Source organism: Arthrobacter sp. NPDC056691 (assembly GCF_042791415.1).
GTDB lineage: Bacteria > Actinomycetota > Actinomycetes > Actinomycetales > Micrococcaceae > Arthrobacter.
Genome location: NZ_JBHTXX010000006.1, coordinates 14,757 through 41,417, shown reverse-complemented (window position 1 = coordinate 41,417; position 26,661 = coordinate 14,757). Strand labels below are relative to the sequence as shown.

Genomic DNA, 26,661 nt, shown 5'->3' with positions numbered 1-26,661 from the left:
CTCCTGTGTTCCGGCTTTTCCTGCTAAGCGGGCTGGTACCCGGCGTCTGCGCCCGCACCGGGACCCGCCGGCCTGGCGTTCCCGTCCGGCTGCCCGGCGCGGCCGGTGCCCTGGCGGAACGGCCGCGGACGGATCCGTTCCGCTTCTGCGAAGGCGGCAGGATCATCGACAGCGGCCTGCAGCGTCTCCTGCCAGTTCTCCCCGAAAGCGAGCGTCAGTTCGTGGGCAAGATCAGGGTGCTCGCTGCCGACGGCTTCCATGGCGTCGACATAGGCATTTGAATAGATCCGCTGCTGTTCGCCGGAAGTGAAACCGTCGATGTCCAGGGTGGCGATCATCGTTTCGGTCTGGTCCAGGCGTTGGCGGAGTGCGTCGGGAAGGCCCTGCATGTCGAAGCCCTCCCGACGTGCTGCGAAACCGACCATGTAACCCTGGACGCTGCAGATGAAGCCCTCCCGGTCGCGCCCGGCCAGTCCCCCCAGCATCGAGGTCTTCATCGTTTCGGCCAGCTGGATCTGGTGTACGTCCGCCGCCATCGGCCGGCGGAGAGTGAGCATACCGTCGTCGGGGAGACGATTCCCCAGCTGGTCATCGAACTCACCACTCCAGACGTCCCGGACGCGGTCAGTGCCCGCGATGCGTTCCCCGTGCAGGGGAGCCTTGACGATCCGTCCGTGCGCGATGCCGTTGAACATCGTGCGCAGCTCCGGCTCACATTCCATCCGCTCACCGATGATCATCCGGGCCCGCTTCACGATGTCCTGGCGGTCCAGGCCGTCCTCACCCATCTGATCGTGCAGCCGCTTCCGCATTGCCCTGTAGCTGTCGTGGATCTGGCCGACGTCGGCTCCGGATTCGCGCATCTTCCAGAATGCGTTCTCCATCAGCCCGACCTCCGTCATGGCTGCCGAATCGGGGGTGTACATCTCCCGGTTGCCGCGGTCACGGCGTTCGAGGTCATCGAGCCTGCTCTGCCACTTCTTCGACAGGTAGTCTCCGCGGGCGGTCTTCCTGTCTTCCCGGCGTTTCATGAATTTTTCGTTCCCGGCCAGCGACGGGTTCTTCTCCAGCCGTGTCCTGGTTCCTTGGCCGACCACTCTGTTGTTGGAGTCGGCCAAACTTTCGGCCCACACTCCCATGGACCGCGTCCGCCGGTCGATCCGGGTCTGGATTTTGTCCCTGAACGGCTGGAGGCAGCTGCCCATCTCCTTCCGGAAGTCAGGGGAGAGCATCCGCATCGCTACCATCATGCCCGCTGCCTGGATGACCGCGTTGGTGTTCACCCCGCGCGAGAGCGGCTTGAGACAGGCCTGCATCATCATCTGCATGTAGACCTGATGCATGACGCTGACCTCCCCGTCACGCTCATCGTCGCTGAAACCCGGCACCAGCAGATTGGAGTCGCGCAGCGAGGCCATGTATGCCTCGCCAGCCAGCCGGGTTTCTGCCCGGAGCCTGAGCAATTGTTCCCGCTGGTCCAGTCCCTCGGTTTCGTCACCGGAACGCTCCATATCGATGATGTGGACACGTTCGCGGTCGCTCATCTTCCCGCGGGTCATCTGCCCGAAGAATCCGCGGGCACGGTCCCTGGCCCGTTCGCGCCATGCCCGAAAAGCGTCCGGACCGTTGTCACCCGGGATCCCGGCGTCAACCGGCTCGTCCACTTCTGCCTCCCAGCCGGCATCTATGCCGGGCTCGGGGATGAAAGCCTGCCCGTGGTCGTCATCGGATGCATCCGGACCTGCCGTTCCGTCAGTCCTGACAGGCAGGAACCTGGCCGCGCGCCGGCGTCGGTCTGCACCCTTTCCCAGTTTCTTTCGCTGTGCCATCTCAGTACGCCATTCCGCAGTCATCCCCGGGCTCCTGCCCTGCCGGGTAACCGGACGTATAGACCGGCGTCGGGCTGCCGACGGCTACTGCCATCGCAGAACGCCGGCTGGCACCGCGGACCCGGGAAGAATCCGCGGACTGTGCCACGACGTCGCGCTTGAGCATCGACGCATCGACGAAGACCGGAGCGCTGTACGGTCCTTTCGGCCCGTGGACCTCGAGAGCGTCGAGCTGCTTTCCGGTCTCAGCGAGGGCCTTCCTGGCGCCTGCTGCAGCGAACTGCCCGCTCTTTTCGCCGTCGTAGATACTCTCCCGGTCCCTGGCGGCCGCGATCAGGTCGTCAAAGGTTCCGCCATAGGCCATCCGGTCCATCACACTGCCGCGCAGCGACGGGTCCTCTTCCAGGTTGCGGATGAGACCCGTCTTGGGATCCTCCAGTGCGCGGGCGACACGGGACACGTAGTCGGGGTTAACTTCGACCCCGAAGCCCTCCCTGGACTCATAGAACTCAGTGAACTGTTCGGCCCACTCCTCTGCCGTTGCCTGGACGGGTTCACCGTCCACCAACTCGGCACGCCACTCATGGGGACCGACATGTTCCAGCCTGCGTCCCCGCCACAGTTCACGGCCGGGACCCTGGAGCATCGAATACTTGTGCCGGGCCTCGGCAGCATCGTGTTTGGCCTGCAGGATCGATTGCGTCACCGGATAGGTGATCTCGAGGACGGCCTTGAGGTCGGCTCCGCGCAGCGCGCGCACAGCACGCTGGCTGAACGAGCCACCCAGACCCGTGCCGTGGGCCTTGATCGCTGTAGCGAACATGGAGGCCTCCTGGTCCTCCTGGGTGATGCCGGGGGTACCGTGCGCGTCACCCAGGTTCCGGGCGTAGTCTTCGAGCTTCTTCGCGCTGCCCTTGGCACCGGTTTCGACGCAGACTTCCCGCACACTCTTCAGGTGGGTCTCACGGTCACCGAAGGTCAGGGCCGAGCCGAATTCGGAGCGCTGCGTGGCACGGTACGTTTCGCTCAGTTCCTCGGCGAGAATCTCCCGGCAGACGCGAAGCTCATCGGGTGCATAGTCGGCGAACCGCAGGCGGTTCGCTTCCTTTTGTGCACTCTCCAGTTCCGCAGCCAGCTCCGGGTTCCTGGACACTGCCACCCTGGTGTCGAGTGAGACCTGCATGGCCAGAGGGTGTGCACCGCCGGCCTGGACCACGCCGGTATCAAGAAGGTTCGCAGGAACCGAAAGCTTCTCCAGGGCCTCGGTCCTGGCTGCCTCGGTGTGCAGCTTCACGACGGCGACGGCATCGCCGTCGAAGTCACCGTCGAAGCATTGGTCCATGACCGGGTTGATTGCAGCTCCCGTGAGCCGGTCGTCGATCGCAACCCGCATGTAGCGGACACCCGCATCCCGAAGGACAGGGTCACGCCACACGAGCGCATGATCACCTTCGGCCAGTCCCAGCTGTCCGGCCTTCACCGGGCTCAGGGCGATCTGGTCGATATCCAGCCGCGGATCCGCGGTCCACACCATCGTCGCCGAGTCGGATAACCGTGAGGACATCAGCCCGGTCTTGAAGATGTTGTTCTTGCCGGTCAGCACACGGTTCCTGACGTCAGTGGTGATCGCCTCGAACGATCGTTGGGCGCGGGACACCGACTCGCTCATGCCGCGCCGCACCTCGGCGCGTTTCTCCGATGACAGGCCCTGTCCTTCAAGCTGTTCGGCCATGTACCGGTACCTGCATGCCTCGACGAACACGTCCTGGTAGTTGCGCGTGTAGTCGTGGGTCACCGAGAAACCGTCGTCGAACTCCTGGCCGCTGCGAAGATGCGAAGACATCACTGGCAGCTTCCACGAGGTGGCAGTCACCGTTTCGGTCTGTTCGCCGGTCGGGCAGGTGAGAGGAAAGGGCAGTTCCATGTCCCCGCCTCGGTCGCCAATAAGCTCACCGAAGGACTTGCGCATCGCCGTGGTGTTGAGCCCCGGGAGCTGTCCCTCGGTGCGCGGCCTGGTGCGCATCAGTTCCGGCATTGGAATGAGCCGGCGCTCCGGGCGCTCGTCGACGCTATCGGCCTGGCCCACGATCCTGAGCGTGCCGTCGGCTTCCATGTCCATGCCCGTCACCAGCAGGAATTCCCGGAGATTAGACTCCGCGCCGCTGTTGTGGCTGTAGAACTCGCGCATGATCGCAGGGCAGTCCTGGGCCTGCAGCGCCCACGCGAGCTGGGATGAAGCTTTACGGCCGCGGCCGGCAAGGACTGCCTCGTCGTCGTAGATCTTCGTCTTCTCATCCACGGCCATGTGCGTGACCACAAAGCGCATCTGTCCCAGCGCGCCGGCCTGGCGCCCCGGGAACGGTTCACCCGTGGCCTGTGCAGCCTCGTCAGCCGGACGAATCAACGGCGAGGTTCCGCCCTGCATCAGTTCGCGGGCTGAGCCGGCATTGCGCCGGGAGATCAGCGAAAACGGGCTCATCACCACGTCCATGCCGGGGTTTGCCCTGAACCAGGCAACCTCCTTCCCGATTCCCAGGCTGCGGGCCTCCCCGGGTGCCATGTCCCGGTCAATAACCAATGACACAACGCCCTTGTTGCCGTGCAGGTCGCTGATCTTGTCGCCGACCACCAGATCCCGCAGCTTCCCGCCGGCTCCGCGGATCTTGTGCCCCCGGGCGAAGTCGGTGCTGATGACGATGGGGTCATCAGCAGTCCAGCCACCGAAGGTCATGAGGGCCGTGCCCGTTGGGCGGGTCACTTCCGAAGACTGCATGATCGTGGAGGCCGTCATCTGCTGGCGGTCGAACGGATCGTAGCGCAGAGTCTCCAGCTCGGGACGGCTCATCAGCGGTGCCCGCGAGCCCGTCACGGTCGCAGGGTCTCCCGGTTCAATGGAACCGTCGGCACGTACGGCCGCGTCTTCCGTCAGGTAGCGGACAATGCTCTGGTTGGTCGCGCCTCCGGTCATCACCGGGTCGAAGTATCCTTCCGGGGCAGCGACATTGTTCCGGCCGGTCCCCGTCAGAACCGTCATGTTCCGCCCGCCGGTAAGCCGCCAGGCATCGAAGCGGTTGTCGTCGGCGGGGTCGGTGCGGTCACGCCCGGCCCGGTACTCTGCGTAGATGGTCGAGCCTTGCTTGATCCCGTTCGAATAGCGCACCCGGCGTGCTTCGGTCTGCAGGATCGACGCCGTCCAGTCGTCCAGGCGTTCGGTGAGCTCCCCGGTGGACGCGTCGAGTTCGTACGTCGTGGCCTGCTCGATGAAATCCAGCGGGTGCTTAGTTCCGTAGAGCTGGGAGTACACGGCGTTGAGGGAGGACGGCTCGCCCGTCTCGCTCCTGCCCGCCGCCAGGTCGCCGGCGATCTGGTATTCGATCCGCTCATGCATGAGCTGCTCATAACCTCGCAGCAGGGTGCGTTCCTCGACGGATATCGGAGCCCCGCCCGGGATCTGTGCGGCGATGCGGGCCTCATAGCCGGGCACGACCAAAGCGTTCTCTCCGCTGGCGAACCGCGTGACGATCTCGCCGTGTGCGCCGACGTCGAAAACCTGCCCAATTTCGCCCGTGACCGGAGTGATAGTCCCGTCGCGACGCAGCTTCCCGCCGCTCCAGCGGATCACGCCCTGGTCATCAACCAGGATCTGCGTGACCTCGGCCGCATTGCGTTCAATGCTCCCGCGCACGGTCCCGCCGATGCGCCGCATGAACTCCGAACTGTGCCCGGTGATCGGAACGGCGCTCGCGGTGTCAAAGCGGACAAGCCTGTCCTTGAAGCGGGTGGTCTGGAAATCGCTACCCATCATCTCGTCCGGGGCGACTCCACAGCGGCGCAGCGCAGAAGCAAGGTTGTCGAGGTTCGACCACTGCCCGGTGGGACTGGTCATGTACTTTGCCACCCGGCCGGGATCGAAGCGCCGGTCCACCCATTCGCCGGCGACGTCGTGGGGCTGGGCCTCCCAGGTTCCGATGAGCTCGAAGGGAACGTCGTCGGCGTGCTGGCGGACCTTCTCCGCGTCCGGGCCGGAGTAGGCCAGGTTCCCCGGATCATAAAGCTCATCAGCCTGCAGCTCGCCGATGGCATCCATCCGCTCCTGGTACATCTGTTCGGTTGCCCCGGGACGCAACAGCCCGCTGCGTGCACCGGTGAGCACATCCCAGTAGGACCGCTGGATTGCCGCGATTTCGGAATCGGAGGAATATTCCGGCGGTTCGATTTCATCCAGCCGTCCGCCGGTTCGCCCGGCCTCGGCCGCGGCACGGGAGATCAGCTCTTCGACTCCGAGCGCCGCGCGCAGGTTCTCCCGGGCGGTTTCGACAGCGGCTTTCACATACGTTTCGGCGGGCTCGACATCGACAAAGAAGGTGGGCAGTGAGCGGTTCTTCGCGTCGCGGCGCAGCATCACCTTCGACCCCGGCCGTGGACCGGATTCGCCGGGTGCGGTGTAGTCGGCCACCACGAACATCGACTCGCGGTCGACGTGGTAGCTGTCTGACACGTCCAGGACCGCGCGTCCGCGGCCCTGCTCCCGGTGCGTTGTGCCGGTCCCGCCCGCAGGGCGGCCCGGAGCATCAAGCCGTTCAATGCGCCGCCCCTGGGCGAAGCGCAGCAGCTGAACGGCTTCATCGGGCGTGGGGGAGTAGACAGCCATGCCGCCGGTGACCCGGTGGTTCGTCGAGTACCGCAGAACCGTCCCGTTATCGTAGATGCGCGCTCCGGCGTATTCCTCCTGGCGCGTGTCCGTCAGCCGGATCTCCATGCCCGTGCCGGAGATTTTCGCCTTGATCTGGCCGGGTTCACGGTCGCGGAGCACCTCATAGGAGACGCCCTGTGACTTGAGTTCCTCAAGGAGCGCTGCGGAACGGGCAACTGCAGGCCGGGACATGAACCGGTTGGGATCCACCCGGCCCGTCTTCGGATCCCGCCCGCCGTCGATGACCCATTCGCGGACCTGGTCGTACTCACGCTGGCTCATCTTGTCCATGAGGGTGGTGAGGCCTGCCGCGTCTTCATTCGTCATCGCCCGGCCTGCCTCGTACGGCTTACCGTCCCCGTCGATGCGCCAGAGAACCATGTTCCCGCGACGCGGGTCGGCAAGGGTTTCGACCTCGCCGCCGGCCACCCGGACGATCGTCCGGTCCGGAATGTAGACAAGCGCTGTACCCGCACGTTTCACGGTGGCCCGCCCGGACCAGTCCGGGTCGTAGGGGCTGATCGGAAGCCGTGCGGTCCCGGGATCCGCCTGGGCGCCGACTCCGGTTGCACGGGTGAATTCCCGCTGCAGCTGCTGGTAGCGCCCGTTGTGAGGCGTCCGGTCGCCGAACTGGGGAGTATAGCCCGGGACCTTGTCTCCGAAAGCCTGGTCGATGGCGGTGAGGCAGGCAGTGACACCCAACTGTGGATCGGCCAGCGCCGTGCCCTGGCGGGCGAGCGTTCCGTCGACGCGCCCGCGGATCGCCTTCGCCTGTGAGATCGGAATGACCTGTCCGGTCTGGTCACGCGCCTCTTCGACTGTTTTGTAGAAGATGTATTCGTAGAAGTACCTGCGCAGTCCGTGTGCTTTCTTCATCTTTTCAGCCTCCTGTGGCGGCCCGGAATACATAACTGTGTGTCGAGCCTACCGCGCCTCTCGATAAGAATCGATAGGCAAACTGAAAGACGAGTTGAAAGGCAAGTGCCGGGTGCTTCTCCCTTTGCGCGGGAAGCCCCCCGGCACTCACATGTAGCCAGGAACAGGTGAGACCGGCTACTTCGACTTCATCTCCACAGCCATCGCCCGGTCGAACCGGCCATCGGCGAGGACCTCCCAGCTCGGCAGCGAAGCCAGGTACTGGTAGAAGGCCGAGTGGACCTTGACCGTGGCCAGCGACTTCAGATCCTCCTCGGTGACATCCTGTTCGGCAAACATACGAGAGCCTTGCTCCCGTACCTGGGTGTTGATCTTTCGCGCGGCCTCCGCATATGCGTCGGAGCGGACCTGGCTGACGTAGGTCTTCGACCCGTCTGCGCTGCGCAGCTCCCCGTCACCGCCGACCGTGAAGTGGTCGCGGTCCAGCTCGAGTTCGATCTGCACGGACTTGTACGCTTCGGCTATCTGCCTGTCCAGGGTCTTGATCCTGGCCGAGCCGTTGTGGTTGATCAGCATCTCCTTGCTGATGGTCCCCTCTGCGTAGACCAGGCGCTGCCGCTCAACCCGGTCCGCCTCGAGCTCAACAAGCCCGACAGCCAGCTCGACGTTCTCAAGGAAGTCCTCGTCGCTGGACATCATCATCGCCTCATACGCCTCCGGGTCCACGACCACAGGGGAGTCCGGGTCGCTGCTGTCATCCACCACCGTCATCCTCGTGACGACCTCCATGACCTCATCGGAGTAGACGTCCGGATCCAGGCGCTCGATGTCGATGTCCTTATAGTTGTAGGTTTCCTGGTACAGCGCCTTGGCGTCCGTGGCCTTGACCGCCTGGTGCATGCGCTTGTCGAGCATCTTCACGAAGTCAGGCTGGTTCATGCGCACGTCGAACTCCATCGCCGAGCTCAGCGTGGGGATCGTCTGCAGCGAGTACTCGTGCCCCGGATGGGTGATGGTGTTCCCCAGCAGCTTGTAGGACATCGGCAGGATCGTTTCGTTACGGTTCCACACCGGGGCATCGCCGGCGCGGAATACGATCGAGTTCCGTGGCGCGATGAAGGCCATGTCGTTGTACTTGATCAGCGGCTCCTCTTCCGTCGAGTACGTGACGGAAATGGCTCCGTCCGTTTTGCCGCCAACCACCTTGTCCAGGTTCTGCGTGATCTGCTTTGAGCTGGCGTGCGTGCGGTGCGTCTTGCCGCCCATCTTCTCCAGCGTCTCGATCATCGAGTCGTCGGTCGACTTGAGGAAGACGATGTTCGACACGTTGCTCTGGACGATCCGGTCCACGGAGTCACCGTAGACGTCGCGCAGCTGCTGCAGGGTCTGCAGGATGAGCGTGAACTGCTGCTCCTGGCCGAGGCCGATCGAGAGCATGGTCTCGAAGCCGGAGATGCCGTTTCCGTCGGACTGCAGGTTGCCCAGCTCGTCGAGCATGAACCGCGTGCGGTACAGCGGCTTCTGGTTCGACTTCGTCATGTACGACTGGTCGAACGAGACGTCCACCAGCTGCTTGACCAGGATGAGGATCAGCTTGGCGTACTTCATCAGGTGCGGGGGAGTGACGAGGAAAACTGCCTTCGGCGACTCTGAATACCGTGCCATCGTCCGGGTGACCGCGCGCGCCCCGTATTCGATCATCTCGGGGTTCCCGCCGCCGGAGAAATCCAGTCGGGTGCCCGGATACGTCGTGTAGCCGGGAGCGAACGAGAGAATCGTGCCGTCCCGGGTCCCGCCCTCGCGCACAGGCTTGAGCTCGCGCAGCACGCCGTTTTTCACGATCTTCCTGCCGGTGACCGGCTCCACCACGAAGTGCCGTCCGTTGAGCGAGAGCTGGTAGCCCTTTTTGAAGTGGAAGTAGAAAGTGCGGACAAGCATGTTCGACTGGGGGTTGATTAGTTCCAGCTTCAGCCACGCCTCATCCTGCGGGAAGATGCCTTTGAAGTTGTAGCGCGCCCAGCCAACGCGGCCGACGATCTCGGAGTGCTCGAAATCCCGCCCCAGCGGCTCAGTGAACATCGGGTCGGCGTAGGCAGTCCATACAGCCTGCTGGCCAAGCAGGTGGTAGCGCTTCAGGAAGTTGGCGGAGAACCGCACGCCCAGCCTCCGCGGGAACGACAATCCCGCCAGGTCGGTATTCTGCGAGGGCTTGCCCGACGTGAGGGTCGAAATCGTTGGGTCGGTGAAGAAGCTCATCCCGGTGATGGCAATGCCGTAGACCGAGGACATCATCTTCTCGGCCCCTGCCATCGCGACCAGCGCGTTGTGTGCGTTTCCGACCAGCGTTCGCATCGAGTTGCGGGGGAGCGCCTGGGTCGCGTTGAAGTAGAGGGTCAGGAGGTCCTGGTCCGCCTTTCCCTCCCACAGGAATTCCTTCCCGGCCACCTTCGCCTGCTCGTCTGCCAAGGCCTCACTGTCGTCCTCGAATTCGCCGTCCCTGACCCGTTTCTCCAGCTCGGCCGCCGGATTTTTCAGCTTCTTCGAGGTCAGCTGAACGAACAACTGGTAGCAGTTGTAGAGCGTGACCCTGCCCCACATGTCATCGAGCCGCTTTTCCAGCATCTCCGGGTCCATGCCGGTTGCCGCGGCATATTCGCGCAGCTCACGCTCCTCCTCGAGGTAGAAGTCGATCAAACCGTACGCGGCGCGCTTGAAGGCGTTGTTGGCCGCGTTGGGCCATACCGGGTCCTCGCCGCCTTCGACGGGGAAGAAAACCTCCCCGATGTTCTCGACATACAACGCGCACTTGGTCGCGTCGCCCTCACGTGCAGCGTCGGCCGCCATCCCCAGCGGATTGTAGATGTCGGTCTTCATGGAGTTGATGAGGTTGAACTGGACGGGTTCGAAGCCGCGCGTGACCAGCGGAACGTAGTTCTTCACCAGCAGCTCGCCCTTGGGGTCGTTGACGACCATATTGGACGGAACCGTCTCCCGGCTCCACATGTCGAGCATGGGTTCGATGTAGGTCTGACCCTTGCCGGCCCTGGTGATGGCCAGAACCATGGTGTTCACCGGTGCGGTGTCGACGATGTACGCCCCGGCGGGACGCTGGACCTCGTACGCCGGAAACTCCCAGTCGTTCCTGATGTGGTCTGCCACCGTCTTACAGTTCGGCTCCGGCTTCTGGCCAGGCTGTGCCGGTCCGGACCTGTTGCGGTCCGCCCCGCCAGGGTTGTACGGGATCAGGGTCGTGTCGTACTTCCTGCGCAGGTTCCTGTCCTGCGGGAGACCTGATGCCTCGAAGAGCTCATCACCGAAGTCCTCATCGATGACCGGCATGGTCTCCACCAAAGGGTTTCCCCCGTCGTCAACCATGATTTCGCCCGCGTAGTACACGATGTTGCCGTCATCGCCGATGACGTCCTCTTCAGCCCGTTGCGAGACCTCGACGGTGCCCAGCCCCTTCTTCCTGAGCATCATGTGGCTGATCATCGAACTCACCTGGACCGGGGAGTGCGCACCCGCGTCCGGGAACCAGCTGTAGTTCTGCTGGACCTCTTCGGGCAACGCAATGTGCTGATCACTGCGGTGGTCGTTGATGTCGGTGTGGTCGACGTGCGCATTGTGCTTGGCGACCTGCCGGCCGGTCCACGAGCCGATCACGATCACGACCAGGGCACCGGAACCAAGGGTGAGAAAGAGCTTGAATGCGGAGACGGCTGCCAGTTGCCCACCCAGGCTGGCCGGGGCCGGACCGTCCTTCGCCTGTGTGTCCCCCCGGATGGCTTTCCCGGGTCCGGCCTGGGCCGCGGTCCACCACTCAGGCACAGGAACATCCTCAACGGTCCGGTGGCATACCGACCTGATGTCCGGGTGGCCCTTCCGGTTCACAGGCCGAAAGCAGGCCACAGGAGCACCGCCCTGCCCGGTCGTCGTGTTCTTGACGTAGTAGGAGCCGGGAACACTGCTGCCACCGGCCGGGCCGTCCCCCATGGCAGTGCCAATCGAGAGCACCGCCACGGCGATGAGGGAGTAAATCAGCCAGGCAACAACCGCGACAAGAACGCCAACGGCCGCCCCGACAACCATCCCCGAGGTGTTCGAGTGCTTGGTGCGCCGTTGGCCGCGGTCCAGTTGCTGGTCGCCGTGGACTTCTCTGTTCGTCAGCGTCTCACCCGGCGTCCTGGCGGAGATCTTGTCCCAGCTGCTCGCCTGCGGCCGCGAAGCCTTCCACTTTTTCCAAGCCATCCTGATCCTCACTTCGGTGTCTTGCCGGTTCGCTTTGTCCGCCTGGTCCTGCGGACGGCAACGGCGCACGGGAAGAGCTTCCCGTGCGCCGTCGAATCATTGCTTCAATGCCGGTCCCGGGGCTCAGCCGCCCAGCCCGGCCCCGCCGATGTATCCCGCCACGCCGGTGAGAAGCGAAAGTGCCACCATGAGGACGACGAGAATCCTGCTGGAGCGGCCCTGGACCTCGGAGGCCCGTGCCAGCTCGTTGGCATACGATTCCTTGTCCGTCTGCATCTCCGTCAGACGGAGTTCGTAGCGCCGGGCCACGGACTTCTCAACCGTCTCGAACTGCGAAAGCATGAAGGCCGCACGCTGCGTCGCAGAGTCGGTTTTTTCCTTTTCGAGGTTGAGGCTGTGCTGCCACTCTGCCTCGCGCCCCTGCATCTGCGTGATGGCGTCCCTGCGGTTGCGCTCGAGCTCGTCCTCCAGTCGATGGATGCGGTCTGCGTGCTGGCCGCGCATCACCTCCAGCAATGCCTCCTGCTCCCGGCGGACGTTGCCGATTTCATCGGTGGTCCGCTGGTGCTCGGCCAGAGCCTTGGCCTGGACGATGTCAGCCTGGCGGTTGTCATCGACAATCCGCTGGATCTCGGCCTTCCACTGACCCAGGCGCTCCTCCTCGGCAGCGAGATACCCTGACTGGCGCTCTGCCAGCAGCTCGAAGATCCGCGAGGTGCCGACCGTCATCTTGAGGGACGCGTCCGAACGGCGCACGCGCAGGATCTCCTGACGGTCATGCGAGTGGTCGTCCTCAACGATCCGCTCGATTTCGGCGACGGCGTCGGCCTGCTCACGCTCCATCTTCGAGCGGTTGCGCTCCTTGTACTGGATCTCCGCCTGGATGGCCGCCTGCTGGGCGAGCCTGGCCGCGTGGCTCTCATAGTCCCTGACGATCTCGGCCTTGCGGGTCCGGATCCGCTGTTCCCTCTCCGACTGCCGCTCCCGGTGCGCCTGGTCAGCGCTCTCGTTCAGCGACTTGTACCGGGAGCCGTCGCGATCGGTGGCCACATCCCGGATGACCTGCTCGGCATGCTTGGACATGAGGTTGACGTACAGCGTGCGAAGCTCGTCCTCATGCGCGAAGCGCAGCTGCGCCAGATCCGCATTCGCCTGCCGGTTGAGCTGGGCGATCTGGTCACCCAGCCACTCGGTGGCACCTTCGGGCACGGCGATCTGCACGACGGGTGCGCCGATGCCGAAGGTTGTATTGAACTCATCGAGCCGGATGTCCAGATCCAGATCCTCGGACAGGAACCGGCGGGCGATCACATCGCGCACTTCGTCCTGGTCAGCCAGGAGTACTGTGTCCTGGCCGCCGTCCTCGACGCCGTAGCCGGCGTCCGTTTCATCGAACGCCTGGTAGTCGCCGGCCGCGCAATTCGCCGGCGCGGGTTCGGCCGGGGCAGGATCTGCATCATCGATGCCCCCCTCCCCATCGAACCCAGTCGCGTCTGCACCATCCTCATCGGCATCGCTGAAGACCGGAACGTCGTCGGGCCCGCCGTCGCCCCCGTCGCCCGGGAAAGGGTCAAAGATCCCGTCGCCCTCGTCTGCGGTTCCGGCTGCCGCCGCGGCTTCGAAACCCGTATCCAGCCCGCTGTGCTCAGCCCAGGCGTCCTTGCCTACAGCTTCTTCCAGGCTCGTTATACCGGCAGCGACTTCCCGGGCCTGTGCAAACGACGCTTCAGTGACCAGGTCGACCAGCAGATCGCCGCTCGGCTTCTGCCAGACAACGGCCCAGGCGAACTTCGCACCGGTGAGCAGCGAATACTCTTCCATGCGGTTCAGGGTGTCCTCGGTGGGGATGATGCCGAAGACTTCTTCCTTGAGCATTTGTGCCGTTGCCACGGTGTGGATCTGGTCGGAGCCGATGAGCTCGATGATCGAGCCTTTCGCCTCGTCGCGGCTGTGCCGCCTGCTCAGGCCGCCGATCGCATCTGCAGCGAGCACGAGCATGGTCCACGCCGTTCCGCTGGGAAAGACGAAGGGCGTGTTGCTGCGCAGAAGCTCAACGGCTGCGGGAATCGCAGTCTCCCTCACCACGGAGGACAGAAGCTCATCAGGCTTCTTCTTTCGGTCCTTGTTTCGGCTCGCTGCCGCCGTCCCGAGAATGCCCATTGATGTCGGTCCCTTCGTGATGAAACACAGGTCGCCTGATTTATGAGTATCTTGTCTCCACTATATTCGAGACAGCACTCATAATTGAGCGGGAAAGCTATCCGTGTCTTGTTGAATAACCTATTCGACAGGATCGCGACCTCCCGTCCAGGTCACCGCATGGTGCTGACCTCGATGCAGGCGTCTGAGGTCAGCAGTTTCTTGTCGTCACTGGCCAGATCGCCGACGACATCGACGCGGATCAGCCGCTGCGACGGATTCTCATTGATGAACGTCGCCACCGCGGTGGTAACTTCGTCGGTCATCTTTGCCACCGCGGTGCGTGCGCCGCCGGCGTCGGAGTCCGTGTCGCCCCTGTCCTCAGTGAGGTACTGCAGCACGCGCTGGTCGATCTCCATCCGCACGTTGTGCTTGATCAGCACTTCCCGGGTCAGCTCGCGCAGTTTGTTCCGGATGATCATCGCCTGAGTCACCAGCGACAACGGCTGAAAAGGGACAATCGAATCAATGCGGCCCAGCAGCTCGGGCGGGAACCGGTTGTCGCCGGTGGTCGACGAAATCGAGCGCCTGATGAGCTTCCCGTAATGGCGAAGCTGCCTGCCTGAACCCGTGTGGTCGGCCGCGTACTGTGCGATCGTCCTGTAGATTTCCGAGCCCGCGTTGGTCGTCATCACGATGTAGGTGTTGAGGAAGCTGACCACCCGATTGTTGTCATCGGATAGTCGTCCGTCGTCGAGTACCTGCAACAGCACGCGGGTAACCATCTGCGAAGCCTTCTCGACCTCATCGAACAGAATCACGGCATGGGGAAGGTCCCACACGCGTTTCGTGAGCTCCGAACGGAAGCTTGCGAACGACGAATCCTCCGCGTATTCGGTCATGTCCAGGCGTATGAGGTGCCGCTGGTCGTCCCCGAACAGCAGGCGGGCCAACTGCTTCGCCAGTTCTGTTTTGCCAACGCCGGATGAGCCGGCGAAAAGGAAACTTGCCTCCGGGCGCGACTTGTCATTGAGATCCGCCACGGACAGCTGCAGCCGGCGGGCCACCGCGCGGGTGGCCAGATCCTGGCTGAGCACCTTCGCATCCAGCTGTTCTTTGATCCTGGCTCCGTCAACCTGGAATGCGACGTTGACCCCGAGCGACTCCTGGAGCACGTCTGAGAGCAGCTCGCGATCCATGGAGCGGGATGTCATCCTGTGCCAGCCGATCATCGAGTCGAGGACCAGGATCGATTTGCGCGGCTGCGCGGAAGCGGGCATGTAGCGCTCGGTGTACTCGTAGATCTGACGAAAGATGTGGTCGTCACAGAACTCGCCGCCGACGCCATGGCGCTCGGCCATGCGTTGCAGAATCGTCACCGTCGTTTCCTGGTCCGGAGGGCTCAGGTTGATGCGCTGCAGGCGCTCGACGAGAGGCTGGTTCGGTGCGATGTGCCTATGGAACTCCTCATACGTCGTCGATGCGATGATGCGGATGCCCCGGGTTCCGGAAGCGGCCAGCACAGGCTTGATTGCCTCTGCGGCGGCATGGGAGAGCTGGACAATCTGGTGGAACTCGTCGATGGACAGCACCAGCTCCTGGCCCTCGGCGTTGACAAAGCGCTGGGCTTCATCAAAGAACGCCTTGAGGGTGGATGCCATGTTTTCGGAATTCCCGGCGGCAGCGATCATCCGTGATGGATCGACCTCCAGGTATCGCCGCTTTTTATCCTCAGTCATCGTTGCCTGGACCAAAGTGGTCTTTCCCACGCCTGGAGGGGCCAGCAGCAGGGTATTGCAGAGTTCCGGGCGGCTCATCGAGGCCAGCAACTGGGTTATCTCATGTTCGCGGCCGACGGTGGCGCGATCGGACGTCCTGAGGGGCTCCGCCAGCGTTGAAAGGAGTGGGTAGCGCTCATTGAGCTCGTCTTCCTGGAACATACGGGGCAAGACCTCTCGACGGGACGCTGATTCCACTGGATATTCAATCGAAACTCTATCATGAGAGCGACTTGAGAAGGCGATGACAAGACACTGATAGAACACGATTGCGAGTGTCAGTTCCCGCGCGCCTGCAGCTGAGACCCCGTGCCGGCATCCCGGACGCAACCCCACGATTGCGTGGAGCATCTGCCGTGAAATTCCCCTTTCCACGCGAAAGGCCCCCGGAGAACACCGGGGGCCTTTCGGGTGGCTGGGTGAATCAGCCGACTGCGGGCTCTTCGATCCCGGCCGCCTGCTCGATGACCTGCTCTGCCTGAACGGCCGGAGCATCGGCCTGAACTTCCTTGGTCGGAGCCTGCTCCTGGCGGGCGTTGCGCATGGAGTTGAACTGGTTGTCCAGCGTGTCCGCGTCGACCTTGAATTCCGAGGCCTCAACCGACTTGGTGTTGGCGACGAGGCCGGTGCCGCGCGTCGCGGGCATCACGTTGCCCTTGAAACCGTAGATCTGGCCGATGACCTTGCCGTCCTTGTCCTTGATCGGCTCCACGTTGGCGCCGGCGGCCTTGACGATCTCGTCCAGCTGGCTGACCGAGTACGGCGCGCCGTTGTTGAAGCGGGTCTTGCCGTCTTCACCGTTGACCCGCTCGGACTTGAGGTGCAGGTTTGCCTGCTCCGGACCGCGTGCGTCGCGGGCATCAACCTGGACGTCGGCGTAGACCGACTTGTTGTCCTTGGTCTTGCCGTTGTCGTACACCTTGGCGATGAGGTTGACTCCGGTCATTGCGCCCTTGCCCTTGAGAAGTGCCATGATCTTTCCTTTCGTCATCCGGCCGCCCTCCTGGCAGCACGGCCTTGATCAGTCACATCGTCCGGACATAAACCCGAGTACCTGCCGGACTGTCTCTCACACTAATGACCTATATACCTATCACCAATAACCACAAGAGAACTTTCTCAATCTTTCTGTGTGTCTTTCGAAAAATCACTCGAAAGGGAGTCGGTTCCATGGGCGACGTCCGTTCCGGCGACAGCCGCGTCCACCCGGGCCTGGACCCGCACCACAAGGCCTGCGTCGAGCGACGCAGTCCTCGAGCGCCGCATTTCGCCTGCGCCCTCCTGCTCTGCGCGAAGCTGTGCAATCCGGGAACGAAGCAACGACGAACCATTGCTCCGACCCTCCGCCGGCGCCGTGAGTTCCCTGGACACCCGTGCCATGGCCGCCACGTCATCCACCGGCAAATGAACGGAGATCGCTTCGGACTGCCCTGTCTGGTCGAGGTAGTCCATCGCAGCCAGCAGCAGGCGGCGGCGCTCCCTGGCCGCCTCGACAAACATCCGGCGCGACGTCGGCCCAACCTCGACGTCGTCGACGAAGTCATAGCCCAGATGGTGCAGGTCCAGGGCCTTCACCCCGTCGAAGTCGTGCCCGGCACCTGCGGTGATCTCCAGCTCTGCACTTACCGCCGGGGTGTCGGCCGCCTTCTGCACTTCCCGGCTGCTGCTCCTTCCGACATGCAGCACCAAACCCGAGGAAGCCAGCTCGCTGCGCAGCCCGTCCAGCCGCTCGTCATAGACCTTCTTCATCGCCATGATCCGTGCATCAAGCACCGCCCTGCCCCTTTCGCCATCGGTCAGGTACCTGCCGCCGGGCTGGTCATAGATCTCCCGGCCCATGCGCTCGGCCGAATCCGGGTCTTTCATCCGCTGCAGCGACGCGTCTGCGCGAAGCGCCATGAGCGAGAGCAGGCGCTGTCCGTAGGCCGCGGCCTCCTGCTGTTGCCCGTACCACTGACGGGCGTCGCCGATGAATGGCAGGAAGTACTGGTACTTGCTCATCACCCGACGGTGATAGTCCTCCTCAAAGCGGTAGAACTCATAGAGGGGACGTGAATCCTCTTCAACCACGTCGGCCTTTTTGGTCCCTTCCCACTGACGTGCAAGGCTGCGGTGGCGTGCGGCCTTCTCCTTGTGATGCTGCAGCCGCGAAGCATAGCTGCGCAGCCGGAATCCAAAGGTGACCAGGTCATCCTCTGCTCCGTCCCCGGCGGCACCACGGTCGGCGGCCAGTACCACCATCTGTTCGTAGTCCATTCCCATGACCTCGAGCATGGGCGTGCGGACCCGCAGCTCCGACCCGGGCATCGCCCGCAACATCTGATAGACGCCGTTGACGGCCCGCTCCACGATTTGGGTCTTGCCCACAACGACCAGGGCCTCCCATTCCGCGGGGGACAGGTTTTCGGCCTCCAGTCGGTGGTTTGCGTAGTCGACGACCTTCTCCATCGCTTCGGGCAGGGGAGAGCCGGCGCGCTCAAGCTGCTCGGTCACCAGCTCAGTGACCAGGCGGTTGGCTTTGCGCATGCGCCGGTCGTTGGAGCCGGCACGCCACAGCTGGCGGTCCTCCGGCAGGCAGGCCAGCAGGAACTGGGGGAGTGACTCGGCTCTGATCTGCTCGTGCGCCCAGCGCTTGATAAAGGTTGTGACATTCCTGCGCTCGTAGCCAACGGCGCTCGAGAGGTGTGCCACCACCTGTTTCTCGTCGAGCCAGGCGTCCATGCCGCGGCGCAGCCGGGACTTGTGCCGGTCAAGCAGTTTGCCACGCTGTGTGCCATCCCTGGCCAGTTTGCCGTGACCGGCATCAACCATCGCGAGATGGCAGTGCACATGCTCAGTATCGACCTGGATGACCCCGACGTAGCGCAGGTCATCGAAGCCGCTGGTGCCCGAGCTCATCCGGTCCAGGCCGTGCATGATCGCCATTCGCAGCTTCATTTGGTCCAGGTGGCCCCGGTAATCTCCGGCCTGCTCAAGGTGGAAATCCCGGTCGATGATTCCGTGCTGGCGCAGATACGCGCCGTCGAACGAGAGTACCGTCTTGAGTACCGTCTTACCGCTGTCGAAGTGCCGTTGGATGTCTTTCGACGCGGCCTTGAGCTGCTCGTCCGAGAGGGAAACGGTGCCGTATCCGAACGCGACGCCTCCTTTGCCCTGGGCCTCGCGCATCCGGGCCTTGGCCGCGCTGCGGGTGACCCCCGGACGCTCGACGGCACTCTCACGGGCCATGTATCTCAGAATGAAATCATCGGTGCGCAGCCGCTGGATCGGGGCCAGGGACTCCGTCGCCTGGTTGCGGGCCATGTACCGCTCAACATACTGACCCGGCGTCCCGCCCCGCGAGCCCTTGCCGCCGGGCTGGGGCACGCTGAACTCGTTGACTACAACGATCGAAGTCTTCAAATTCATCGCATGCCGCCTGTTGTCGAATAGTGAGCCTGGTATGCGGGTGCTCGCCCGGCGAATGCCGGGTCATGCCGGTACTTCCTCAGCCGCTCCCGTATGCACACCCGGCAATGACGCGAGCCACTCTTGGAGACGTACGTGTTCTCGACGTTGTACGGGTGCCGCCGAGGGCAATGCGTTTTATTTCTGTTCGCTGAGCCGTAGACGCCGAAAGCAACCGCGCGTCGAGTGTTCTCCGCGATCGTCACAGGCTCAAGATGTCCCGGGTTCACGCAATCGTGGACACGGCACAGGTGATCGAGGACCAGGCCGTCGGGAACAGGTCCGTTCACAGACTCCCAGGACCAGCGATGCGCACCGACGCACTGACCGTTGAAATAGAAGGTGCCGTAGCCCTTCTCTGTGAGTGCTGCCGTCCACAACCAGCAGTCGTCGGGATTGAGCACATCGACCTTCTCCCAGAACCGCTCCGCGGGATCTCTCGTGTTGCGCTTCGTCGCGCTCAGCTCCAGATGGGTTGGATTCACGCACGAAGGGTTCCCGCAGATCTGGAGGACGAACAGGCCTTTCCCGATCGGACCGTACCGAAGAAACCACGAGTACCGATGGGCAACATTCTCTTCGGCTCCGCTAAACGACCCGCGACCCCCTCGCATCGTCGCTGCAGTCCACAGCCAGCATGAGCTCTCATCGTTGGACTTCTCGACCTTCAACCAGAAACGCTCTTCGGTCGTCAGCTTCATGACCATGTGTACTCACTTCCTTGACCCGGCGATCTTGGCTTCCATCCAGGGTGACGCAACCCCGGTGCCGTCTTCCGGCAGCCGGGGGCTCACGCCCGTTGTGCCCGGATCCTGATCAGGACCCCAGGCCCTGTTCCGTGTCCTGGCCGAAGTCGAGATCGGCAGCCCGGCGGGCCACCTCGCGCTTGCGCTCATCCAGCGTCGGATCAGGCAAGGGCTTCCGGGTCTCGAACTCCTCCCCGTCGTTCTGCAGAGAATTGGCCACGCGTTCGCGGTAGAGGTTCTCCGGCGTTCCCTCAGTGCGTTCCCGCTCGGCACGGAATTGCTCAGCCTCGGCAGCGATCTCAGCTTCGACCTGCTGCAGACGCGCGGACACGCCCTCCGCCGCTGAAGGCGCCGGAACCCCAACCGCTCCTACTGCCGGCGTCGTTACCGTGCCCAGGGCCAGCTCCTCGTCGGTGAAAAGGGAGTTGATCGCATCAGAACGTGCCTTCAGGCCCCGGTCGTCAACGGCAGCCACGGTCCGCACAACAGTGTCCTCGGAGCGGTCGGCGAAATAGTCGGCGAGATCGTAGCCGGAGGTATCCCGGTTGATCTCCAGGCTGCCGATGTCATGGACCTGGGTGAAGATCACCGGCACATCACCCTCCCCACCTGCCCCGGACGGTGCAAGCACTAGCATGTCAACCTTGGCCGGCAGCTCCCACTCGATGTTGGTGAGCTGCCCAGGAATGGCGAACCCGTTCGTGAAGTAGCCCTTGGCAATGAGGGCCACCAGCTGGTCGTCGTCGAACTCGTAAAAGCAGTCAACCCTTCCACCCTGGCCGGGGGAGTACGTCACCTGGGAGATCCCGAACGGCAGGACCTCACCTGGAGTGACAGAGCGCAGTTCACCGGTAACGTGCAGGTACGGGCGGTAGTTCTCCTCCTTGCCCTTGTGCTTGAGGTCAAGCGACTGGACGAGAACACCCAGTTCAGCGTCCAACCGTTCCAGCCGGTGCGTTTCCACGCCTTGTTCGTGCAGGACACGGTGGGCCCACACGTCGTTCATCATCAGTCCTGCGGTGCGCATCACTTGCTCCTCCTGGGGTTCTTCCTGCTCCGGTTTCTGGTCTTCGGGGCGTGTCCGGAATGGAGAGCAGAAGCCGCGCGTGCGTTCCTGATTGCTTCGATCCTTTGCGTTCCCCAGCGCCACATGGCGCGCATGAGGACAATCTCACCGGCAGCAAGCAGGGCAACCAGGAAGAGGAGGGGTACCAGCCACATGGCGACGGTCCCGTCCCCGCTGAGCCCGCCGCGGGACGCACCCGACTCCGTGTGCATCCATGCACCGAGCATGGGAATGACGACGATGGCCGTGAGCATGGCAAGCACATAGTCTGCAAAGAGGACGACTGCCCGGAAGAATCCGGTCCACACAGCCAGACCAATACCCGCCTGACCGCCCCTGACCGGAGTTAGTCGCTGCAGCGCCGCCCGGAGATTCCTCCATGCGTCCTCCGCGGCCGGCTGTATTGTCGGTCTCCGGAGCCGTGCGCCAGCAGGCTGGGCGGTATCGGTCTTCAGGGTCTTGTTCGGGGTCGTTGTCGTCAAGGTCCCGTCCTTTGTGTCGCAGTTGGCGTCCCGGGTGACCGCGGAAATGCGGGGCAAGCCTGTCATTGGCTCAGATCGTCCGACCCGTAGGCATATACCATTTGACCCGGACTCAATGTTTCACTCGGATGTCAGCACAACTTTATCAAGAAGATGAATCGAAAGGGGATGTGAATCAGCCTGAGTGGCGACTGGTTCCACTCGGGGGAACCCCGGATAAGACTGCAATCCTGCCCTCGGCGTCAACGATGACAAAGAGCAGCATCCGGCGGTCCGCCTTCACACTCCCGGGCCTGGTCCGGCTGACGGCGTCGGAAGTGACCTCAACGTCGACCAGCACTGCGTAGCTGTAATTGCCGGCCCGCACATCCACGACCTCTATGTCAGGATCCCGTCCCAGGGTCGAGTTCAATCCGGCCGTATCGATGTAGTAATAGCGCTTCCCGTCCGCGTCCTCGTTGAACCTCGATGGCGGCATGAAGTTCCGCAGGAACGGCCCGCCCTCTGCCAAGCCGAAACGCTCCTTCAGCTTCTCCCGCGCAGCCGCATAGGCCAGGCCCGAATCCCACGTGAAGGCAATCGTGAGCAGCGACTGAATCCGCGCGCGGTCGGCGTCGAGCCTGCTCCGGCTGACTCCCAGCGCTTCCAGGACGTCCCGGTCGATCCGTTCATCGTTCCGCTGCCGGATGCCCGCCAGCTGGCTTTCGATGCCGCTGATCTGCGCTTCCTGCCCGGAAATGGTTCCGCGCTGGCCGGCCCACGTCAGTCCCGCCACCGTTGCCACGGTTGCGAGGACGGCCCCGATCACCAGAACCCATGCATTGCGCAGCAGGATTCCCGGTCGTTCAGTTACTGCTTCCGGTTCCATCATCGGTTCCCGCCGTTCCTGCCGCCCCGCGTGACTGCGGCTAACCGGTGCTGCGTCCCCGCCGTCGTCACGACAACCTCGAGCTCATCGAAGACCCCGGTCTTCCCGTCATGCCTGTAGTGCCCGGTCGCCCACGCCAGAACCTGGCCCGTAGCCCTGTCACGGCAGAGCCACACGACCCGTGCGCTGTCAGTCGGCACCGCTGCGGGTGGCGGCTTGAGGTCCGGCAGTACGGTCTCCAGCGTCCACGTATACGTTCCCGGATCGGCTGCTGTCTGGCCGTCGTAGCGGACGTACCAGGCGTAGCGGGGATCAACCTCCGTCCCGGCGTCAAAGGAGTCCGCCGTGGACCAGCGGTAGGCTTCCGTGTCGTCGACCAGATAGGACGTCGGGCTGAACAGCGCAGCCAGGGTCCGGCGGTGTGCGACGACGCCGAGCATCGCCGGGCTGGGGGAGCCGTTGCCTGCGCCGGGCTGGAGACTCGCCGTGCGGTACAGCTCCGCAAAGAGCTGCTGTGCGGCAGCAACCTTGCCTGCATCGGCGGCGGCCGCTCCGGTCAGCGCTGTCAGCTTCTGTGCGATGTCCGTGTCCACGGGCTTTGCCTCGGCTGCGGCCAGCTGCATCCTAAGGTCGGCGATCCGGGCGTCATTTTCGGCCCGGGTGGCTTCAAAGTTTTCCCCCGTCACGCCTGAGGCGATGACCAGGGCGGCGATCCCTCCGGCCATCAGCACCGCGATTCCCCTCCGGAGGGTTCGCGAGCTGTCTACGGGAGTGCGCCGCTCAAGCCGTTCGTTCCGACGGGAAGCCCGAGCCTGAACGCGCTGCTGAAGTTCGACACCCGTGAGCTGCTTCCGCGTTTTCGGCGCCGCCGGTATCGGATCCTTGCGTCGCATCATGACGTCTTGATCTGATCCGTGGGCAGCATGATGTCCGAGACATCAACAAACTTCCATCCCTCCTCGACCATCCGCGTGGCACTGTCAATGCGGACCCGGCCCATGAAGGCGCAATAGCCCGCCTCGCCGAGGACCACCTTGTCGCCCTCGACGCCCAGGACGACAAGCGTGTGGCCCGCCGGCCCGGTTCCCGGTCCGGATCCGACCGAATACGGGGCAGGCATGGACGAGAGCTGTTTGCCCGTCTGTTCCGCGATCGTGAATGCCGTCCGGACGCCATCACCCTTGGGATAGGTCTGGAACGTCGTGTACTTGTTCACGAAGTAGGTGGAGAAGCTCACGCAGTTCATCGCATGGTTGGCACCGCACGACCCCGGTCCGCCGCCATCGCCGTAACGCCCGTCCAGGAACTTGTCGCCTTCCTCGTTGAATCGGGTGACCAGGGCCTGGGCCTCGACTTGAGTCATTCCACCGTTCTTCAGGGAGATCGGGCCGGGGCCGCCACTGTCCTGGCATTCGGCAAGGATCGTGCTCATCCCGTTGCTGATGCCCTCGATGATGCCACCAGTGATGTTCTCGACACGGCCGGCGGTGGACTTGTCGGCTGCCCAGCCGCTCATCTTCCCGAACCACATCCCGGCATCCGCCGTGCGCTCGGCCATCATCTGCTGGTTGTCATTAGAACGCTCCCACTTGTCGTGGAAATGGACGGCCGCGGCCGACGGAGATCCCTGCGATGTCGAGATCATGTCCTTGAACACGGCGACATCGCCCGGGTTGTCACCCTGGACCATGAAAGCCAGCTGCGTGTCGATCGTGTGCCAGTCCACGCGCTTGCCCTTGGCGTATTCGAGAAGCATCGTCGTGCGGCCGTTCGACCACTGGCCCAGGCCAATACCGCCGTGCGACTGACCGGGAATGTGGGTGAAGCCACCGTCCCAGGCAGCCTGCTTGCGCGGACCGATCCGGTAGGGCTCGTCGGAGATGGACTCGACACTGGTCGGATCGACACCTGATTCCTGGGACCAGTTGCCAAGGATGCCCGCGATGTTCTCGTCCGGCATGCCCCACCTGCTCAGCACCGAGTAGACGGTCTTCGCATTTTGCTCCGCGTCCGGGTTGACCTCGGACCCGTTGCCGGTGCCGGGGCCGGCATCGGTCACGCACGCAGTCCGGCCCGCGTTGAGGCTGCCCTCGGTCAGGGATGTTGAATTGATGACGCCAGTGAGCACCGTGCTGAGAAGCGCGATCGCGGTCACCGAAGCAAAGACGCCCGATGCCGCTGCGACTGCCGGAGCCACGGTGGTAGCAACAGCGACACCGAGTACCGCGCTTGCCGAATTTGCGACAATGCCGCCGATCGCCATGAAAGGAGCCGCCACAGCATGGCCAACAGTCTTGGCCAGGTTGAGCATGAACATCCACAGCGCCAGCCCTGCGTTGGCAGCCAGAGCCATAGCGGCGAAGAACATCGACTTGAGCCAGTTCAGAAGGGCCATCGCCATGAGAACCACCATGGCCGGGGGAGTAGCTGCAGCAGCACCGCCGACGGCTAAGCCCTTGGCCACCTTCGAGCCCGGCCCCTCGCCCTGTCCACCGCTCCGCGCATAACCGGTTCCGCCGGCACCCAGTTGTCGCTGGTCCGCCGTTGTCGCGTCCGGCCTGCCTTCTATGACTTTGTTTGCGCTCTTGACGGTGTCTTGGAGTGCCTGGCCGCCGACTTCCTTCGCGGCTCCCGCGGCCGCACCGTGCAGGCCGCCCTGCATTCCGCCGTTGACGCCGCCGGTAATTGCCTTGCCCGCATAGCGGCGCACATTGCTGGCACCATCGCCTTCCACGGCCCGACCGGCGAACCCGCCTGCACTATTCCGGGCTTTGGCCACATCCGCCAGCCGGCCCAGGCGCCCGGCGGTGGCCGGGGTGGGCCGCGTGACAGGACTGCCCGTACTCCGCTGATGAGACGATTCAGCAGAAGCCGCAGGGCCTTCACGTTCCAAAACCGGCAGGCGTTTGACAGGAAGTTTCCCGGCCCGGTTGGAACCTGCAGAAGCAGCCACGGCAGGCTTCATCTGCTTCGGGCGGTTCTGAGCCTGACGGCGCTGCGGACCGCCCAGTTTCCCGCTGCTCGTCCGGGCCGACTCGTCCGGCTTCAGCTTGTTGGTTGCCATGAAGTCTCCCTTTCCGGCCTGCGGCCTCAGTGTTTTGTGGGCGAGGCCGGACCGCGCTCAGTAGAGCGTGGTGAGAAAGTCCTTGTCCTCACGGAGTGAGCTGTTGGACTGCACGTCCCGCAGGTCGACATCAAGCCGAAGCAGATCGAGCATGAGGGCGGACTGATATTCGGACTTGTGTTTGGCGTAGCTCTGGTATGCCTGCGAGAGGTTGTTCATTATGTTCGTCAGGGGACGCATCGTGACATCGGAGGCCTGGTAGTCCTTGGCCAGGCTTGATCCGTCCGAGAGGATCCATTCAAGGCTGGAAATGGTCCGGGGGGTCTTGTCCGTTCCTTCGTCCTTCTTCCTGGAAAGGAACTGGGCGAAGGTCTGTCCGGAAGGCACAAGGACATCGAGGTAGCCGTCGTAAACGTCACCCGGGCGCCAGCTGAGGTCGAAGCCTCCGGGCACCACATGACGGGTCTCGAGGGCCAGCGTGGAAATACCATTTTGGGCCTGGGCTGCAGTGACGCCGGTAATCCTGTCGCCGGCAATGGCGGCAGGGACCGGTGGCGGCCGCAGGAACAGCCCGTCGACCTTGGTGGTCTCCAGATCGCTGGTGTATGCCTGAATCTGGGCAAGGTCACTGCGCATCTCCAGGAGCTTGTGGTCCAGCGCGGTGTGGGCTTCCTGCTCCTGGGCCTTGAGCGCAACGTCGTAATAGGCGCGTGCCGGATCGAAGGTTGGCGTTTCCAGCGCCGGAATCTCCTGGGCGCCCGAGGCGCCGGGATTGAAGAACACGCGCCATTGGTCGTACTTGGCGAAGGTCCCGTCGGCCGTCATCTGCTCGGCGTTGCCGCCGGTCTTACCCTCTTTGAAGGACAGCTCGGCATTGGCCCGGACCGTCAGATTCAAAACCTGGCGTTCGAAATGCCCGTCGGCATCAAGGAGAACGCCAACGTAGCCGGTTGATCCGAACACGTGGAACGAACCCCTGATCCCCCCGGTGGCCACCTTCTCGCTCTTGAGCGAGCGGTCCGACCCCAGAAGGAATGCCTGGTAGTCCGCCGCGTTGTAGGAAATGTGGGCGTTACTGGCGAAATGCATCATCACCAGCGCCCTGTCGCGGGTCTTGTTGACGTAGACCCCGTCAACGTCGCCCTTGAGGTCAGTCTTCGACGTCGTAAAGGTTGCGGTGTACAGCGCTGTCTCTGACAGCAGGTCACTTCCTGCCTTGATGGCCGCTGCCCCGGAGCCTGCGATCACGATCCCGCCGACCACCGTGAAGATGCCGAAGAACACGCCGAAACGCTCGATTGCGTGATGCGAGTCAAGCCTGAACTTCTTGCCGAAGGCCAAAGCCTTGTCCTTGATCCCCATATTTCCCTGCCTGCCGTGGCTCAGTCCCGGGAAACGACGAACCGGGCCGGTGGAGGCTTCACA

The 26,661-nt window shown here is 63.6% G+C and carries 14 protein-coding genes; all 14 read right to left on the bottom strand.

What is annotated here, in order from left to right; all coding sequences use genetic code 11:
* Positions 1–23: 23 nt before the first annotated feature.
* Positions 24–1,853: a hypothetical protein gene (locus ACFRAU_RS07200; RefSeq protein ID WP_377999325.1), complete on the bottom strand. Its 1,830-nt coding sequence runs from the start codon at positions 1,851–1,853 to the stop codon at positions 24–26.
* Positions 1,831–7,398 carry a hypothetical protein gene (locus ACFRAU_RS07195; RefSeq protein ID WP_377999324.1) on the bottom strand — a complete coding sequence of 1,856 codons (5,568 nt, stop codon included), beginning with the start codon at positions 7,396–7,398 and terminating at the stop codon, positions 1,831–1,833. Before ACFRAU_RS07195 ends, ACFRAU_RS07200 begins: the two co-directional genes overlap by 23 nt.
* Before the next feature lie 177 nt (positions 7,399–7,575).
* On the bottom strand, positions 7,576–11,646 hold the full coding sequence (locus ACFRAU_RS07190) for a type IV secretory system conjugative DNA transfer family protein (protein WP_377999323.1): 4,071 nt from the start codon (positions 11,644–11,646) through the stop codon (positions 7,576–7,578).
* Between the two features lie 123 nt (positions 11,647–11,769).
* Positions 11,770–13,806 carry a hypothetical protein gene (locus ACFRAU_RS07185; RefSeq protein WP_377999322.1) on the bottom strand — a complete coding sequence of 679 codons (2,037 nt, stop codon included), beginning with the start codon at positions 13,804–13,806 and terminating at the stop codon, positions 11,770–11,772.
* Positions 13,807–13,958: 152 nt separating this feature from the next.
* Positions 13,959–15,725 (bottom strand): AAA family ATPase, encoded by a 1,767-nt coding sequence (locus tag ACFRAU_RS07180; RefSeq protein ID WP_377999321.1) that lies wholly within the window; start codon positions 15,723–15,725, stop codon positions 13,959–13,961.
* A gap of 262 nt (positions 15,726–15,987) precedes the next feature.
* Complete coding sequence (locus ACFRAU_RS07175) at positions 15,988–16,536, bottom strand: hypothetical protein (RefSeq protein WP_377999320.1); 549 nt, start codon at positions 16,534–16,536, stop codon at positions 15,988–15,990.
* A 146-nt stretch (positions 16,537–16,682) separates the two neighbouring features.
* On the bottom strand, positions 16,683–18,971 hold the full coding sequence (mobL, locus tag ACFRAU_RS07170; protein ID WP_377999319.1) for a relaxase MobL: 2,289 nt from the start codon (positions 18,969–18,971) through the stop codon (positions 16,683–16,685).
* Entirely contained in the window at positions 18,968–19,717 is a 750-nt protein-coding gene (locus tag ACFRAU_RS07165; RefSeq protein ID WP_377999318.1) for an HNH endonuclease, read from the bottom strand. Before ACFRAU_RS07165 ends, mobL begins: the two co-directional genes overlap by 4 nt.
* Before the next feature lie 109 nt (positions 19,718–19,826).
* On the bottom strand, positions 19,827–20,786 hold the full coding sequence (locus tag ACFRAU_RS07160) for a hypothetical protein (RefSeq protein ID WP_377999317.1): 960 nt from the start codon (positions 20,784–20,786) through the stop codon (positions 19,827–19,829).
* The gene (locus tag ACFRAU_RS07155) at positions 20,783–21,304 is read right to left on the bottom strand and encodes a hypothetical protein (RefSeq protein WP_377999316.1); all 522 of its coding nucleotides are present in this window, start codon (positions 21,302–21,304) and stop codon (positions 20,783–20,785) included. Before ACFRAU_RS07155 ends, ACFRAU_RS07160 begins: the two co-directional genes overlap by 4 nt.
* A 175-nt stretch (positions 21,305–21,479) precedes the next feature.
* Positions 21,480–22,172, bottom strand: a complete 693-nt coding sequence (locus tag ACFRAU_RS07150) for a hypothetical protein (RefSeq protein WP_377999315.1) — start codon at positions 22,170–22,172, stop codon at positions 21,480–21,482.
* The gene (locus ACFRAU_RS07145) at positions 22,172–22,903 is read right to left on the bottom strand and encodes a hypothetical protein (protein ID WP_377999314.1); all 732 of its coding nucleotides are present in this window, start codon (positions 22,901–22,903) and stop codon (positions 22,172–22,174) included. Before ACFRAU_RS07145 ends, ACFRAU_RS07150 begins: the two co-directional genes overlap by 1 nt.
* Before the next feature lie 161 nt (positions 22,904–23,064).
* Positions 23,065–25,236, bottom strand: a complete 2,172-nt coding sequence (locus ACFRAU_RS07140; protein WP_377999313.1) for a phage tail tip lysozyme — start codon at positions 25,234–25,236, stop codon at positions 23,065–23,067.
* Between the two features lie 57 nt (positions 25,237–25,293).
* Positions 25,294–26,598: a hypothetical protein gene (locus tag ACFRAU_RS07135; RefSeq protein ID WP_377999312.1), complete on the bottom strand. Its 1,305-nt coding sequence runs from the start codon at positions 26,596–26,598 to the stop codon at positions 25,294–25,296.
* Between the last annotated feature and the right edge of the window lie 63 nt (positions 26,599–26,661).